The sequence below is a fragment of the Vibrio sp. YT-16 genome (genome assembly GCF_033337405.1).
Taxonomy (GTDB): Bacteria; Pseudomonadota; Gammaproteobacteria; order Enterobacterales; family Vibrionaceae; genus Vibrio; species Vibrio alginolyticus.
Genome location: NZ_JAWOQQ010000002.1, coordinates 505,785 through 522,221, shown reverse-complemented (window position 1 = coordinate 522,221; position 16,437 = coordinate 505,785). Strand labels below are relative to the sequence as shown.

16 protein-coding genes are annotated in these 16,437 nt (G+C 45.5%); 5 read left to right on the top strand and 11 right to left on the bottom strand.

The annotated features are described in order from the left end of the window. Window positions 1–90 precede the first annotated feature (90 nt). Entirely contained in the window at window positions 91–627 is a 537-nt protein-coding gene (locus R7F07_RS05560) for an AAA family ATPase (RefSeq protein ID WP_171342917.1), read from the bottom strand. A 289-nt stretch (window positions 628–916) separates the two neighbouring features. Further along, window positions 917–2,260 carry a magnesium transporter gene (locus R7F07_RS05555; protein ID WP_171342916.1) on the bottom strand — a complete coding sequence of 448 codons (1,344 nt, stop codon included), beginning with the start codon at window positions 2,258–2,260 and terminating at the stop codon, window positions 917–919. 215 nt (window positions 2,261–2,475) lie between these two features. Here R7F07_RS05555 and R7F07_RS05550 point away from each other — a divergent pair, with 215 nt between their 5' ends. After that, a complete protein-coding gene (locus tag R7F07_RS05550) occupies window positions 2,476–3,351 on the top strand; it encodes a universal stress protein (protein WP_005376485.1) in 876 nt (291 codons plus the stop codon). Between the two features lie 43 nt (window positions 3,352–3,394). On the opposite strand, the gene R7F07_RS05545 is transcribed toward R7F07_RS05550, so the two are convergent. Both R7F07_RS05545 and R7F07_RS05540 read right to left on the bottom strand, forming a co-directional pair. Next, window positions 3,395–3,784: a MazG nucleotide pyrophosphohydrolase domain-containing protein gene (locus R7F07_RS05545; protein ID WP_005376487.1), complete on the bottom strand. Its 390-nt coding sequence runs from the start codon at window positions 3,782–3,784 to the stop codon at window positions 3,395–3,397. Between the two features lie 26 nt (window positions 3,785–3,810). Beyond that, entirely contained in the window at window positions 3,811–4,239 is a 429-nt protein-coding gene (locus R7F07_RS05540; protein WP_005376488.1) for a PaaI family thioesterase, read from the bottom strand. A 211-nt stretch (window positions 4,240–4,450) separates the two neighbouring features. Here R7F07_RS05540 and gloA point away from each other — a divergent pair, with 211 nt between their 5' ends. Both gloA and R7F07_RS05530 read left to right on the top strand, forming a co-directional pair. Next, window positions 4,451–4,837: a lactoylglutathione lyase gene (gloA, locus tag R7F07_RS05535; RefSeq protein WP_005376490.1), complete on the top strand. Its 387-nt coding sequence runs from the start codon at window positions 4,451–4,453 to the stop codon at window positions 4,835–4,837. Window positions 4,838–4,848: 11 nt separating this feature from the next. Then, the gene (locus tag R7F07_RS05530) at window positions 4,849–5,949 is read left to right on the top strand and encodes an alkene reductase (RefSeq protein ID WP_005376492.1); all 1,101 of its coding nucleotides are present in this window, start codon (window positions 4,849–4,851) and stop codon (window positions 5,947–5,949) included. 117 nt (window positions 5,950–6,066) lie between these two features. Here R7F07_RS05530 and R7F07_RS05525 read toward each other — a convergent pair whose 3' ends face one another. Beyond that, window positions 6,067–6,342: a nitrogenase-stabilizing/protective protein NifW gene (locus R7F07_RS05525; RefSeq protein ID WP_005376494.1), complete on the bottom strand. Its 276-nt coding sequence runs from the start codon at window positions 6,340–6,342 to the stop codon at window positions 6,067–6,069. 241 nt (window positions 6,343–6,583) lie between these two features. Here R7F07_RS05525 and R7F07_RS05520 point away from each other — a divergent pair, with 241 nt between their 5' ends. Further along, on the top strand, window positions 6,584–8,434 hold the full coding sequence (locus tag R7F07_RS05520) for an acyltransferase family protein (RefSeq protein WP_005376496.1): 1,851 nt from the start codon (window positions 6,584–6,586) through the stop codon (window positions 8,432–8,434). A gap of 79 nt (window positions 8,435–8,513) precedes the next feature. Here the strand turns inward: R7F07_RS05520 and R7F07_RS05515 are convergent, their stop codons facing one another. The 4 genes from R7F07_RS05515 to R7F07_RS05500 all read right to left on the bottom strand — a co-directional run bounded on the left by R7F07_RS05515 (window position 8,514) and on the right by R7F07_RS05500 (window position 13,506). After that, on the bottom strand, window positions 8,514–8,984 hold the full coding sequence (locus R7F07_RS05515; RefSeq protein ID WP_005376497.1) for an RES family NAD+ phosphorylase: 471 nt from the start codon (window positions 8,982–8,984) through the stop codon (window positions 8,514–8,516). Window position 8,985: 1 nt separating this feature from the next. Further along, entirely contained in the window at window positions 8,986–9,438 is a 453-nt protein-coding gene (locus R7F07_RS05510) for an antitoxin Xre/MbcA/ParS toxin-binding domain-containing protein (protein ID WP_005376498.1), read from the bottom strand. Window positions 9,439–9,603: 165 nt separating this feature from the next. Further along, on the bottom strand, window positions 9,604–11,778 hold the full coding sequence (gene katG, locus R7F07_RS05505) for a catalase/peroxidase HPI (RefSeq protein WP_005376499.1): 2,175 nt from the start codon (window positions 11,776–11,778) through the stop codon (window positions 9,604–9,606). A 186-nt stretch (window positions 11,779–11,964) separates the two neighbouring features. Next, window positions 11,965–13,506 (bottom strand): glutamate synthase-related protein, encoded by a 1,542-nt coding sequence (locus R7F07_RS05500; protein WP_005376500.1) that lies wholly within the window; start codon window positions 13,504–13,506, stop codon window positions 11,965–11,967. A 156-nt stretch (window positions 13,507–13,662) separates the two neighbouring features. Here R7F07_RS05500 and R7F07_RS05495 point away from each other — a divergent pair, with 156 nt between their 5' ends. Then, on the top strand, window positions 13,663–14,142 hold the full coding sequence (locus tag R7F07_RS05495; protein WP_171342915.1) for an aminoacyl-tRNA deacylase: 480 nt from the start codon (window positions 13,663–13,665) through the stop codon (window positions 14,140–14,142). A gap of 175 nt (window positions 14,143–14,317) precedes the next feature. On the opposite strand, the gene R7F07_RS05490 is transcribed toward R7F07_RS05495, so the two are convergent. Further along, a complete protein-coding gene (locus R7F07_RS05490) occupies window positions 14,318–15,730 on the bottom strand; it encodes a coniferyl aldehyde dehydrogenase (protein WP_033906502.1) in 1,413 nt (470 codons plus the stop codon). Window positions 15,731–15,855: 125 nt separating this feature from the next. Continuing rightward, a complete protein-coding gene (locus R7F07_RS05485) occupies window positions 15,856–16,428 on the bottom strand; it encodes a GNAT family N-acetyltransferase (RefSeq protein ID WP_033906501.1) in 573 nt (190 codons plus the stop codon). Window positions 16,429–16,437 lie beyond the last annotated feature (9 nt).

Here is a 16,437-nt window from a genome sequence, read left to right as displayed (position 1 = left end):
TTTATCCAGTATAAATAACTCCCTTTACGCATATTGTCGTCGTGGTCACAATCGCCTTACGCATTTGTTTGCATCAATCATCTTTCAGCCTTATTCGATGATTGAGCCGCGAATAAACGCTACTCTGTCTTCGACTGACATTTTGGGCACTTCGATCAATTGATAACCAAATTTGTGATAAGCGTTGACCATCTGTTGATACGTAGCCACCGCTTCAGAAAAATCTTGCTTTCGCTCTTCGTCGTTGCTGAATATCGACGTCCACGGTGGAAAAATGAATACTTGAGAATGATAACGAAGCGTCTGGCAATGCGTGATGAGCTCATGCGAGATTGGCAGTTGTTCCAACTTACTGTAGCCATATACGTCCACAATACTGCGATCAAAAAACACATTCCCTTGGTGGACATTGAAAGCTCGGTAATTGCTCACTTCTACCTTCATCATTTCGTCTCGAAAAGCTTGTTTGTCATTCCAAGGTAATGCTGAACCGTGATTGGCAACCTGCGTTTGTATTATTTGACGGCCGGTTTCTGGCGCGCAGATAAAGCCTTGTGTTTTTAGCTGTTCGATTACCGAAGTTTTCCCTGCACCAGGACCACCAGTGAATACGATGAGTTTGTTCAAAATCTTTTCCTTATTTTTTGTTTGAGTGAAGTAATGCGTGTACAGCCAAGAAAATTGGCATCATTTGGCGTTTGAAATTGGAATTTGGCATGCTAACGTTAAGCGAGATCGGTAGTGGGAAATTTGGGGAATAGAACTGAGCAGTGAAGAGATTTACAAAGTAAGAACCGAAACGACGTGTTCATCGGTTATGGAAAACGGAGGAATGCTGAGCGAAGCAAGCTCGCCCAAAATAATGGGTTGGGAAGTGGTGCGATTGGTTCTGATGGTTAACGCGTCAATTGAATATCTATATCAAGAAAATGGCACCTAAGCCTAAGAACGCAAAGAAACCGACGACATCGGTAACGGTCGTCAATACTACCGAGCCAGCCACGGCGGGGTCAATGTTAAACTTCTTCAACGTGAATGGTATCAACGTACCCGATGCCGCGGCCGCCAAACTATTGAGGAAAATGGCACAGCAAATAATAAGTGCCAATGGCCAAGAGTCAAACACCATGTAAACGACACCCGCGATCACCAATCCCATAATTAAACCATTAATGGTGGCGATTTTTAATTCCTTATTCACCAATAGCTTCAAGTTACTTTGGTGCAAGTGGTTTAGTGCGATACCTCGAATGGCCACCGCTAAGGTTTGGCTACCCGCGATGCCGCCCATGCTCGCCACGACAGGCATTAAGATCGCAAGCGCAACGACTTGCTCGACCACATTATCAAAAATACCAATGATGGCAGAGGCAACAAAAGCGGTCAGCAAGTTAATCACCAGCCAAAGTGCTCTTAGCCTTGTCGCCACGCTTAATGGTGTGAACAAATCTTCTTCGCTTCGTACGTTTTCTGCCACTACAGCTTGTAGGCTGAGTTCGCGCAACGTAATCGCGATGGTCGCCATCGACAAGACGCCCATAATTTTGCCACCAGCCATGATAGGAAACCAATGTGCTCCACCATCAATCGAGACTTGTTTGCTGACACTTTGAATCGTTTGAATATCTTCTAGGATTGGCGTAACTACGGTCAAGTCGGTAAGTTTGATATGATTCTCGTGCAGCAACAGGGTTTGCGGCTCTATCGTACCAATCACACCACTTGCATCACGCACAATAATCAACCGCACTGGACTTTGCCCGCGTTTTAGCAGCTCGGTTTTGATGCCTCCTACGCTGTTTTTAGGGTTTGCGACCAGAAAGTGAGGCTCGGCATAACGTCCAACTTTGTTGTCTTCATACGACAATGCTTGTTGGATATGCGCGACAGACTCTTCACTTTGATCAATAAGGTATTCATCTACAAATTCGGTCGGTAGAAAGTCCGCAAAGATGATCAGTTCTGAATCCGTTATGTACGCCAAGCGTTCATGTTGTAAGTCTTTATTGAGTGATTGATGAATGTGCTTGGCGGTGTCGTATCGGAGCAAATTTAATACCGTCCAATACTTCTCAGGCGGCACTGCTTCTATGACACGCTTACGGTAAGCAATGTTGACCGATTCCAAAATGTTCGCAATCTGTGCTTCTTGATAGTCTTTCAAAAAGCTCAAGTCTTCGGTCGATTCTATCGCTTTAATGATCTCAGCAAGCAAATGTGGCACTTTGCGGTTAATTTGCAATTGGTTGGAATCTATCATTACTTTTACCTATAGCTTTCACTACCACATTCGCCGTATTGACGATATGTGCTATCCGAAGGCATGAATTCTTGATGTTAAAATTCTAGGCGATAGTTGACTTAATTGCGGAATTTATATTTCGCTCGCAGAAACAAAACGCCTCTGCATCAGTTCATGGTATAGACTTGAATGTGTGTCAGGCTCATTCGCCTTGTTTGACAATGGAGTAATCAATGGCACCTGTATTTTTTCTGACTCAGCAGGCCGCCTTACCAAGTCGTAAGGTGCTTCGTAAAGTGATTCAATTTTCGACAGCGCTGGCTCAGCCTATTGTAGTTTTAGTGGAAGACCATCGCCGAAGTGAAGATCACGCATTCGCTCATTTTCTCAGTTTCAACTCTGACCATATAGAAAAAAGACAAGCTGAGTTTGAAGCTTGGACCTTAAAGTTCAACGCATTAATTGTCGAACTTTGTGAAGAAGAAGAGCTTGAAACACCAACGCTCTCTTACGAGCATTTCAAAGGGAGCCATTGGGTTGAGCAAGTTGCGAAACGACTTGTTGACCACACTGACTTACTGCTCGTGGGACACTTTAACAAACACGAGATTCAAACGATGCTCACAGAACTAGCACAACAAGATTGCGACTTGTTGCTACTGAGTGAGCGTTCATGGCCTTCTCACGCCAACATGCTTTGTGCAATCGACCCACTTCATCGAGGGGATGAAAAGTCGATAGTAGATAAAGCCATCGTCTCGCGAGGCTCAAAATTAGAACAAACCTTAAGCGGGAAAATGACGCTCGTTTACTGCCGATACGTCGCGCCATACCTCTCTCGCTATCGTGCAGAGATATTAAGCAATCAAAAAGCAGGCATTACAGATTTTATTACTGCGCAAAAGTTAACGCGAGTTCCATTACTATTACCGGAAGGAAACCCTGAAACGGCGTTACCAAAAGCAGTTAAGCAATCACAAGCAGCGATTTTGATTATGGGGGCATGTAAACGAAGCATGTCATCTCAATTTTGGTCTGGCAGCACTGTAGACACGTTACTTGATCAACCACCTTGTGACCTACTGTTGGTCAACAGCTCCAAGGGCTGACTAGGTATTCTCTATTAACCTATCCTTTCAATACCAAGCGCAGTTATTGGCTCTTTACATCTTCTAACTGCGCGGCTTCATGCTCTGCGTTCAAGGCTTGTTTCTGCTGCTGTTTTATCTCATCCCAACTGCGTCCCGACTCAATCGCAGATACACGCTGATCGTATTTGTTGCAGGCTCTTTCGAGTACTTTCTCAGGATCTATACCCTTTTCTCTTTCCAGCGCTTTTAATACGTTAAGATAGTTCCACAACACATCGCCTAACTCGTCTTCCAAATGACAAAGGCGATCCTCACGAATCTCTTCGCGGACTTCATCAACTTCTTTGCCAATGGCCTCCAGATAAGTCTCTACGCCTTTAAACCAAGTGTTGGTTTGGTCATATTGAGATTTTCTCGTCGCAATTGCATACAGCTCATCAAATTTCTTCATTGCCTCTCCGTAGAACACGTTTTTATTTATGCCTTTTTAGGACGAATAAACTTCCCTTTAGCCGTCACTCTAACTTCGCTATTGACCCGCAATTGAGCCACCAGTTGATATATACCGCGTCGTTCACCTTCACAGTGTGCAGTAATCGTGACTCGATCATCTAACTGAATAGGTGCATGGTAGCGCACATCCAACTGCGCCGTAAGGGCTTGAATGTCTCTAGATAACAAACAATGCGTCATTGCACCATCGAGAAGCGAACTGGCAATACCACCATGCAACAGGTCTGTGTAACCTTGATGACGCGGTAAAACGTGAAACTCTCCGACAACAGAACCATCGGCTAGGTATTGGTAGTTCACGGCCAAAGAGTTCGGATTCACATTAATTGAAGAACAAACCGCACATTGATGATGATATTCGTGAGTGTAATGACAGTAGCTGTTTGTGGACATGATAGTTACTCGGTTTCTCAAAAGAGTAATTAGCATATGCCAACAATTAAAAAGAAACGGCGAGTAATCTTTGTTTGCATGTTGCAGGGCCAGCAACCTCGCTTTTCATAACACTAAATAATCATTTTAATAATTAACGATAATTTCCAGTTTATTTAGAGTGGCGATATGGTTTGCATAGTGATTACGCAACGTTATGAAAAGGCGACTTATGAAGTTTCTCCACACGATGATCCGTGTAGCTGACCTAGACAAATCTATCGAATTTTATACAAAAGTTCTGGGAATGAGTGTTTTGGATCGTTTTGAAAACCAAGAATACCGTTACTCACTGGTGTTTGTTGGTAACCCTGATCAACCAGATGGCGCGACCATCGAGCTAACTTATAACTGGGACACCGACAGTTACGACTTGGGTAACGCATTCGGACACATGGCACTGGGGTCTGAAGATATTTACGCCGCTTGCGAAAAAATTAAAGCGCTTGGTGGCAACGTTACTCGCGAGCCAGGTCCAATGAAAGGCGGAGAAACTCACATCGCGTTCATTAAAGATCCCGATGGTTACCAAATCGAGCTCATCCAAACTCAAAAATAACGAGGTTTCCTATGACAGACGCATTATTTCAACCCATTCAACTTGGCTCTCTCTCATTAAAAAACCGTATCGTTATGCCTCCGATGACGCGTTCTCGTGCTTCTCAACCAGGTAATATCGCTAACGACATGATGGCGACCTACTATGCTCAACGTGCTGAAGCGGGCCTAATCGTTGCTGAAGGCACACAAATTTCGCCAATGGGTCAAGGCTATGCATGGACACCAGGCATTTACAGCCCAGAGCAAATTGCTGGCTGGAAAAAAGTAACTGATGCAGTGCACGAGAAAGGCGGCACTATCTTCGCGCAATTGTGGCACGTTGGTCGTGTGACTCACCCTGATAACATTGGCGGTGAGCAACCTATTTCTTCTTCTGCGCTAAAAGCAGAAAACGTGAAAGTATTTGTCGATAACGGCACAGACGAACCGGGCTTTGTCGACGTGGTTGAGCCACGTGAAATGACCAAACAAGACATCAAGAACGTTATTGAAGAGTACCGCCAAGCCGCACTAAACGCGATAGAAGCCGGATTCGATGGTATCGAGCTTCATGCAGCGAATGGCTACTTGGTTAACCAGTTTATCGATTCTGAAGCGAATAACCGCACCGATGAATACGGTGGCTCTATTGAAAACCGTCTGCGTTTTCTTGGTGAAGTGATAGAAGCGATGACGCAAGCCATTGGAGCTGAGCGTGTTGGTGTTCGTCTTGCGCCATTCACTTCGTTAAATGGCACCGTTGATAGTACGCCAGTCGAAACCTACACCGCCGCTGCAGCGCTGCTTGATAAACTCAATGTGGTTTACATTCACATTGCAGAAGTAGATTGGGACGACGCGCCAGACACTCCGCACAACTTTAAAACCGCAGTTCGTGAGGCGTACAAAGGTACACTGATTTATGCCGGTCGTTACAACGATGAAAAGGCGCAACACGCGATCGAAAGTGGTTTAGCTGACATGATTGGCTTTGGCCGTCCGTTTGTTGCAAACCCCGACTTACCAAGCCGCATCAAGCATGGCTATCCACTGGCAGAACATGACCCTGCCACATTGTTCGGCGGCGGTGAAAAAGGCTTAGTGGACTACCCTGCGTACCACGCGGGTTAATTCATCTACGTAAAGCTGATTCGCAACTCGCGACAAACCAATAGCGAAACCAAAAGAACCTTGCTCTTCCCCCTGTAACGCCAAGATGCAGGGTTCTTTTTAGGCAAGCCATCAGAATTAACGTCTTTGACAAGATGTACAACCTCGACACGCAGAGCGCGTCTTTTTACTGAGCAAACTGCGTTGTACTTTACAGTAAGCATTCTTTAAAGCACGACGACCTGAAAACCAATCATCCGGTTTAGTGAGGATTAAGTAGCCGTTAAACCTCTTAACCAACTCGGTTCGGTTGTTTTCGATAAATCGGCTATCAAACTCGATGTCGAAGTAATCCAAAGCCTCTTCGATACAAGTAAAGCTGGCAATTTTTTCCTGAATCGTATTCTCTGTCATCGTTTCTTTAGCGTAATCATTTTCAATGAAGTCTAAGTGCCTCGCGCTTTACGTTCTTTGATTTAGCGCTTCTTAAGATCATTCTTTATGGGTTTTCCATATTGAAATTCAATTTGGGAATTCGTTAACCCACCTAGCATTTTCATTTTGACAATCACTTTAAGGCACTGATTTAAATAAACATTATTTCTGGTTCATATTTTGCTCTACTTCATTAAACGGAATGTTGGAGCAACACGATATGACTTACAGAGCAGAAGTAGACGGATTAAGGGCGATTGCTGTCACGTTGGTGATTTTGTTTCATGCAGGAGTTGAGCAATTCGCTGGTGGCTTTATTGGCGTCGACGTGTTCTTTGTGATCAGCGGCTATTTGATCACTACCATCGTGATTAACGACTTAGAAAACCAGAAGTTCAGCCTTGGTGATTTTTATGAGCGACGCATTCGTCGCATACTCCCCCTCTTACTAGTGGTGATCGCCGTCAGCTATTTGATGTCTTGGTGGCTATTTTTGCCGCAAGCACACAAAGACGTTGGTCAGTTCGCAGTGTCTTCCATTCTTTCCGCATCCAACATTCTTCTGTATTTGAAAGGCCACAATTACTTCGGTTTAGAAGATCAAGCCAACCCGCTGTTTCACACTTGGAGCTTGGGCGTTGAAGAGCAATACTACATTGTCATTCCTTTGCTACTCATGCTACTCGCTCGTGGCAAAAACGCGTTTTACCTGACTTTTTTCATCGCGGTATTTGCGCTGAGTTTGATGACTATTGTCTACGCGAGCAACGATCCTGATTTCGCTTTTTACATGATCTTCTCTCGTGCTTGGGAACTGGCAACCGGTTCATTACTCGCATTAGTGATGAGAAAAGTCCAAGTTCAATCTAACGATACTCTAGCAACCATTGGCATCGTTTTGATATTGGCTTCCGCGCTTTTGTTTGAAAAATCGCAAGATGGCGCGGGCATTACGCTGCTGGTGCCGGTCATCGGTAGCGCGTTGGTGATTTTGTTTGCCTCTAAAGGCAATGTCTGCGGTAGATTACTGAGCCTAAAGTGGGTCGTGTTCGTCGGCTTAATCAGCTACAGCTTATACTTGTGGCACATTCCATTATTTGTCTTTTACCGCTACGTGTTGGACACAACACAAGACGTCAATATCCCGCTTTACGTTATCGCTCTTTTTGTACTGTCTTACTTCACTTGGCGCTTTATTGAAAAGCCGTTCCGTAGCCGAAAAGCCATGAGCATGCGCACTGTGTCCGCGGTTATTGTGTTGTTGACGTTGCCCTTGCTAACGCTCGGCGTTATCGGTCATCAAAACGGTGGTTTTCCAGAAAGAAGCGCATTTTTCGAGGCCATGCGCGTTAACAACGGTTATGGTTTAGATTGCAACGGCAACACCAACGTTAACGATGTGTGCTCGTCTGCGCCGCAGCCCGCCATCGCTGTGTTAGGCAATAGTCACAGCATGGTTTACGTGAAGCGTCTATCTGAAGTAACACCAACTGGCGTGGTGCAACTTACTCAAGATTCCTGTGCGGTCGGTTATGTCGACATCCTAGAAGCTGCTGGCTCAATTTCTTGCCGACAGTTCTTCAATGAGGCTGTCGATACAATTCTAAGTACCCCTTCCATTCGTCGCGTTGTTATCTCTTCTAATTTCAATAAAGAGCTTTCACAAGCCGATTATGAAGCATCATTAACCAAATTATTGAATGAACTGAAAGGAAAGGAAGTGGTCGTTTTCGGTCCAACCCCTTCTGCACCGTTTGCGGTAGGAGAATGCCTTTGGAAAGCGCGTTTGTTTGGCGAGACAGAAGAGTCTGCCTGCGACTTTTCTCCCAAACAACATCACCCTCAAAACGTGGCGAAGTTAGTGAACTACTTTGAGCAATTTGAGCACGTTGAGTTTGTCGACTTGACCGATGCCATTTGCAGAAATGGCGTATGTCGAATGAGAGTTGGAGCAAACAATGCGATGTATACGGATGACAGCCATTTATCTTACAAAGGTGCTGAGTTGGTGCTTGGGCATTACCTCAACACTACAAATGAAGCGCAACAGTTCACTTACGATCGACAATAACCAAGGAAATAAACTTTTATGCTTCAGCGCTTATCTCAGGTAAGCGCTGAATGCTTTAAAGCAAGACAAAGCTAGGCGTCTATTTGAAAATGCGCGGATCAAACGCGAAATCGAGCTTTTCGGCTTTCTTGATGATCTCTTTCATTTTGGGATGATTTGGATTCACCACGTAGTTTTTATCACGAGGTGAAATCGTTGAAGGCACTTGCAGCGCGGCAAACTCTGGATGAGGATCATTGAGAAACTGATCACCAATGTACTGCGTAGACTCGCTCGCCGGTATTGCTCGCCACGTCACAGGGAGATCTTCTTCATCTAAGGTGGCGATGAGGTATTCTGGCATTTCAATACGATATAAATCGTAAAGTTTGGTGATAGCAGGATCGTTGTTTACGTGAACAAACACTTCCAACGAACAAAGGGATTCCGATTCAGAGAAGTAGAGGGCTTCGGTTCCTTTTGAGTTCCATCGCCCTCCAAATAACTTTGCGCCAACGGGGCTGAATGGCGTGTCAGCAAATTTCTTTTGTGTGAGACGATAGAGCTTCATATTACGAGAATACCCCGTGCTCTAAACGGCCGATCAAATCTTTTACGATTTCAAAATCCACCGTGGTCGAGACCATATCAAGTGGACGTTTTCCACCTAAGCCATACACATTCTCTCTCATCCATTTTAACGCGCGCTCTTCGTCGTCAAACAGTTCTGTCGCGAGTTTCAATAACATCGCTAATCGATAGATTGCATCACTTTCTTGCGTATTGAAGCGCTCATCGTTTTTTAGACGACGCTTGACCGTGCTGACAGGTATCAATGTGACGTTTTGAAACTCACTCTGAGAAAGCTTCACACGCTCAACAATATTGCGATACACCTTTGGCTCAAAGCCTTTGTGAACCGCATCAGTGCGACCTGTTTCAGCGTCTTCAATACCCAACATAAACCAGAAATTGGCTTTATGAGGTTGTTTCGGTTTGAAGCTTTTTAATGCTGCAGTTGCCATATCAAGCTCCTATGGTTCATATGGTCCAGTTATTATGGTTCAAATGAGCTTAATTTTCAATCAAAGTAACAATCAAAGTAAAAAGATAGGTAAAGAAAAAGGCGAGCTTTTCGCCCGCCTCTCTTACTTATTCATCAACCCATCTACCGACAGGCATCGTTTCACTTATTGCAAGTCAAAACGATCCGCGTTCATGACTTTCGTCCATGCGGCGATGAAGTCATGGATGAATTTTTCCTGATTATCATCTTGCGCATACACTTCCGCATACGAACGCAGGATCGAGTTTGAACCAAAGACAAGATCCACTCGAGTAGCCGTCCACTTCACAGCGTCGGTTTTACGATCACGGATTTCATATTGATTAGCACTCACTGGTTTCCACGTATATGCCATGTCAGTAAGGTTCACGAAGAAATCATTCGACAAAGTGCCGACTCGCTCAGTAAATACGCCCTCTTTTCCACCGCCGTAGTTACTGCCTAGAACGCGCATACCACCGATAAGTACCGTCATTTCTGGCGCCGTTAGCCCCATAAGCTGAGCACGATCTAATAAAAGCTCTTCTGGCTTAACCGCGTAGTCTTTCTTCAACCAATTTCGGAAACCGTCAGCGACAGGCTCAAGAACTTCGAATGATTCAACATCCGTCATCTCTTGGGTGGCATCACCTCGGCCTGGCGCGAATGGCACACATACATCATGACCTGCGGCACGCGCAGCCAGTTCAATACCTACGTTCCCAGCAAGCACGATAGCGTCTGCAACACTACAGCCCTCTTCTGCTGCTATTTTTTCTAACACCGCAAGAACACGGCTTAGACGTTCAGGTTCGTTCCCTTGCCAATCTTTTTGTGGAGCCAAGCGAATTCTCGCGCCATTTGCACCGCCTCGGCGGTCAGAGCCACGGTAGGTACGCGCACTATCCCACGCCGTACTTACTAACTCACTAATGGATAGGCCACTTGCTTCAATTTTTGTTTTCACTAAATCGACATCGTAGTCTGTCTTACCTGCGGGCGTTGGGTCTTGCCAAATAAGATCTTCGCTTGGCACATCAGGGCCGAAATAACATGATTTTGGTCCTAGATCGCGGTGTGTCAACTTAAACCAGGCACGAGCAAAAACGTCATCAAAGTACGCAGGGTCATTTTGGAACTTTTCTGCAATCTTACGATATTCAGGGTCCATTTTGAGCGCCATATCGGCGTCGGTCATGATTGGATTGTAGCGCTTAGAACCGTCTTCAACATCGACAGGCTTGTCTTCTTCTTCAATGTCGATTGGCTCCCATTGCCATGCACCTGCTGGGCTCTTTTTCAGTTCCCAGTCATACTTAAATAGTAGGTGGAAGTATCCGTAGTCCCATTGTGTAGGGTGTGTTGTCCAAGCACCTTCAATGCCACTCGTTACCGCGTCACGGCCAATGCCACGTGTTTTGTGGTTAATCCAGCCAAGACCTTGCTCATGAACGTCTGCTGCTTCGGGCTCTGGGCCAAGGTTTGCGGCATCACCATTACCATGACACTTACCCACCGTGTGACCACCAGCTGTGAGCGCGACGGTTTCTTCATCGTTCATTGCCATTCGCGCAAAGGTCACTCGCATGTCATGTGCTGTTTTGAGAGGATCTGGGTTACCGTCTACCCCTTCAGGGTTCACATAGATAAGACCCATCATTACCGCAGCAAGCGGGTTTTCTAAATCTCGCTCACCAGAGTAGCGGCTGTTATCAGCGTCACTTGTGGCTAACCATTCTTGCTCAGACCCCCAGTAAGTGTCTTTTTCTGGGTGCCAAATGTCCTCTCGTCCAAACGCAAAGCCAAAGGTCTTAAAGCCCATGGATTCGTACGCCATGTTACCGGCAAGGACAATCAGGTCTGCCCAACTTAGTTTGTTGCCATATTTTTTCTTGATTGGCCATAAAAGGCGTCGAGCCTTATCGAGGTTGGCGTTGTCTGGCCAAGAGTTGAGAGGAGCAAAGCGTTGGTTGCCTGTAGCAGCACCGCCACGGCCATCCGCAATACGATAACTACCCGCTGCATGCCATGCCATTCGGATCATTAAACCACCGTAGTGTCCCCAGTCGGCAGGCCACCAGTCTTGGCTATCAGTCATTAAATCTTTTAAATCTTTTTTAAGTGCTTCGACATCTAGCTTTTCCAGTTCTTCTTTGTAATTAAAGTCCTGACCAAATGGGTTGGTTTTGGAGTCGTGTTGATGCAGGATGTCTAAGTTCAAGGCATTCGGCCACCAATCCATCACCGACTTATCTGTAGATGTTTGCCCACCATGCATAACTGGACATTTACCTACCGAACCGCCGTTTGCTTTGCTCATATAATGCTCCTTCGTGTCGTGGTTGTGGTAACCACTCTTTGTTATTCAATAAATCGAATATCCACCTCAAACAGCGTAGTTCATACACTGTTTTTTTAGTTAACGCCAAGTCAAAATTTCAAACATTTCAGCGAATAAATAATTGTTATCAAACATGTACCTATATGCAGAAAATATGGATAGAGATCAGTTTAAGTCCATACCTGAATACTTAATCCCAGACAGCCTCGCCATGTTGTGATCCCAGGTCGCTAAATCATGATGACTAAATTCATTCAGAGCGTGATGACCACACGCCCTCGCCATGACTTTCATGAGCTCAACAGAAGATTCGAAGAAATTTTTCAGTTGCTGGGATGACTTTTCAACGTCGAGACGCTGCCTCAAATCGGCATTTTGTGTCGCAATGCCTGCCGGGCAATTATTGGTGTTGCAGATGCGAGCCGCGACACAACCGATCGATTGCATCGCACTGTTTGCTATCGCTACTCCGTCTGCTCCAAGTGCCAACGCTTTGACAAAATCCGTAGGAACTCTCAACCCACCGGTGATGATTAATGTGACACGGTCACTTACGCCTTTTTCATCTAAGTACTTACGTGCACGAGCTAAAGCAGGGATGGTGGGTACACTAATATGATCACGGAACATAGTTGGCGCCGCACCCGTGCCACCACCGCGACCATCTAAGATGATATAATCAGCTCCAGCATCAAGCGCAAACTGAATGTCTTGCTCAATATGGTTGGCACTGAGTTTAAATCCAATTGGAATACCGCCTGTGATGCCACGAACTCTGTCAGCAAACTTTCTGAAATCGTGAGTAGTGTGAAGATCTTTGAACGTTGGTGGTGATATCGCTGGTTGTCCCTCGGGGATGCCTCTCACCTGAGAGATCTTACCTACATTTTTATTTGCAGGCAGATGACCACCCGTGCCCGTTTTTGCTCCTTGCCCGCCTTTGAAGTGAAACGCCTGAACATTAAGAAGCTTAGATTCGTCGTAGCCAAATTGAGCACTAGCAAGCTCATAGAAATACCGTGAATTAACGGCCTGCTCTTCCGGTAACATGCCACCCTCACCAGAGCAAATCCCAGTCCCCGCCAACTCTGCACCTTTTGCTAGTGCAATTTTCGCCTCTTCAGAAAGTGCGCCAAAACTCATGTCCGACACCAACAAAGGAATAGCGAGTCTGAGCGGCTTACGCGCGTTTGGCCCCACAATCAATTCGGTAGACACAGGAACGTCTTCCAACAACGGTTGTGTCGCCATTTGCGCCACCATGATTTGTATAGCATCCCAATGTGGTAGCAAATGCCTAGGAACCCCCATTGCAGCCATCGGACCATGATGACCGAGTTTAGAGAGTCCTTCTCTCGCTAATTGGTGGATAAACTCGAGGGTTGGTTCTTCTCGTGAAGCAGACGCTGTTGGTTTGTCTCTTTTCTCTCGCTTTTGTTCCGGTCCCTCTTTACCGACTTGCTCTGCGGTAAACCGCTTGTGTGTACCATCACAAAAAGGAGCATTGGCGGTATGCTTACATTGGCAGAGATAGGCATCTTCGTCTTTTTCCGCACTAAAGCTCATTGGCTTTAAGCCGGTCCCCGAATGAGACCCATCGCAGTAAGGTTGATTTTTAGAACGCCCACATCGGCAGAAGTAATATTCTTGCCCAGCTTTCAACTCTACTTTGATCGGCTTGTTATCAGCGATGATTGGCTTGCTCATGTTGCCCCCTATTTATTATTGTTAACCATGCTTTCTCGCTGGCTTGCAATAAGCGTAGAACAGGAGCGTAAAGAGCGTCAGTGTCGCCGAGTAAAATGCGCGATTGTCGCCCGACTAACCTATACTTTTTATGGGTCTCATACACGTGGAGGCTATATGACTATTGCAACCCGATTAGATGAATATTTGACTGAGCATAACATTCACTTTCAAACCGTGAATCACAGCCACAGTCATAGCTCGCTACAAAGTGGTGTTGCAGCAGATGTGCCTTTAATGAATATCGCAAAAGGTGTGATTCTAGAGGATCATGAAGGGCGTCATATGATGGCGGTCTTACCTGCCAACAACAAAATCAGTTTGTCGAGATTAAACGACGAATTTAATGCCACCTTCCACTTGGTGAAAGAGCGTATGGTTTACCGACTCTTCACCGATTGTGAACACGGCGCTATTCCACCGATTGGTAGTCCTTACCACATGTCGACAGTTTGCGATGAAAGACTAGCAAACTTGGAACATGTCTACCTTGAAGCTGGCGATCATGAAACTCTGATTAAGCTGGAGCGAAAGGCGTTTAAAGAACTGATGAACGACTGTAGATATCTAAGATTCAGCAGTGAAGTTCTGCATTAAACTTGCCAAGATATTTCGACATTTCCTGAACAAGGCTCTTTCAACAAGAGCCTTTCTTTGTTTTGTTGGTAGCACGCGATGGAAGTTTCTCGGACTTTGGTGCCCAGCGTTTCAGAGCATATAGAAACAAAAAACCGCCTATTCGGGCGGTTTTTTATCAATCAAATCATAATTATTATCGAACAAAGATCTTTTGGATCGCTTTTATCGCCATAGCCCTACGGCGCATTAATACGCTCGTTCTTGGCAACCATTTCGGTGTGTGAAGAATGGTTTTCGCATGACTAAAAGTTCTGAATCCTTCCTCTCCGTGATAATGCCCAATACCCGATTCACCAACGCCACCAAAAGGCGCATCTTCAGCGCCAACATGTAAAACCGTATCATTAACGCCGACGCCACCACTGTGGGTGTTGCGTACAATATGTTTGATGGTCGATTTGTCGTCCGACATAACATACAGCGCAAGTGGTCTTTGGCGCTGATTAATGTAGTCAATCGCTTCATCAACGGCATTGTAGGGCTTAACAGGTAGAAATGGCCCGAAGATCTCCTCTTGCATGATTCGCATATTCGGCGACACATCCGTGACCAAATGAGGATACAGAAGTCGTTCCTCTTGGGGCGACGCTTCAACAGTGTGAAGGTTAGCACCTTGCGCTTTTGCATCCTCAAGTAGCGCAGTCAAACGATCATATTGTCGTTGGTTGACAATATGGGTCAGCTTTTGATTCTTGTTGGATTTTAAATAGAGCTTTTCAAAACGTTTTAAGAATAACGAAATGAACTCTTCGACACGTTCTTGCGGTACAAACGCGTAGTCAGGCGCGACACAAATCTGGCCTGCATTAATGCATTTACCAAACAAGATAGCATCAACGGCTTTCTTCATGTCTGCATCTTTTGCAATGATCACCGGGGACTTTCCACCCAACTCTAACGTCACCGGGGTAAGGTTTTCCGCTGCCGCTTTTGCCACTGCGCGACCAACACTCGTAGAACCCGTGAACAAAAGGTGATCGAATGGCAGTTGGCTGAATGCTTGTGCGACGTCTGCTTCACCCTCAAAAACTTCGACATACTCAGACAACCCACGGCAAATATCGACGATGACTTTATTGGTTTTTGGCGTAAATTCGCTGAGCTTCATCATCACGCGGTTGCCAGCAGCCAATGCTGTCACTAAAGGCGCAAGGCTCAAAATCACAGGAAAGTTCCACGGTGAAATGATCCCGACGACACCTAACGGTTGATACTGAACGGTGACTTTAGAAGGTGCGAGCAATAAGCCGGATTCGCGCTTGCTGGGTTTGCACCATTTTTTTAGTCGTTTGAGGGTATAATTAATATGCGAGACCGTTGGCAAAACGTCGGTCATGGCGGTATCAAATTCTGAACGATAGCCAAAATCGTCACTTAACGCTTCAACCAAAGCTTGTTTGTTCTCAAGCAGCGATTTTTTTAACAAAACGAGGCGCTGTTTACGTTCATCCAAACTAGGATAAGGCTCGGCTGCATATGCCGCTTTTAAGCGTTCGAGGCTTTGCTGTAACAAGTTATCTACTTCAACCTCTGTGATTGCGTTCATGATGCTTCTCCTAGCCTAGTTTCTACCAATGACGCTCCAAGTTAACACGAGCGCAACAATGTTACTATTGTAGCGCTCGTGAAGTTAGAGTTCGAACTCTGATTAAAATATCTCTGGGGTGGATACTACATCAAACGTAGTTCATAAATGCCTAGTCGTTGAGAGCGGTCAAGCATATCAAACTCATGATCAACGTATTCTTTTAATGTGGCGCCTGCACGCTCAGCAATATTGATGCTAGCGATGTTATCTTCCATACAATGGAACTGAATGAATTGTGCGTGCCCTTTCTGCTTCAAAAAAGGGATCAATACTGCGAGTACTTGATCAATCACACGATGGCCTCGCCCATTATTGGCAAGCCAGTAGCCAATTTCAGTAACACGTGTATGTAAATCCACACCTTTAATGCCAATAACACCCGTAAGCTGCTCATCAAAATAAATTGCACACCAGTGGGAATCCAGCGCGTTACTGTTCACTCGCAGGGAAATGTAGTTCACGGCCTCTCTATGATTCGTGACAGAATCCGTCCAAGGTAGATAGCCCTCAAGGCTCTCTCGGTGAGTGTTCACAACCTCTAGTAAAGCGGACGCGTGTTTCGTGTTGAGGGGCTCAATTGAGACCCTTTGCGAGACGGAAAAACGCTTCTGTAAGTGATTTCCTTGATACGTCTCTTGGCATGTAACTTCATCCATAGATGTTAT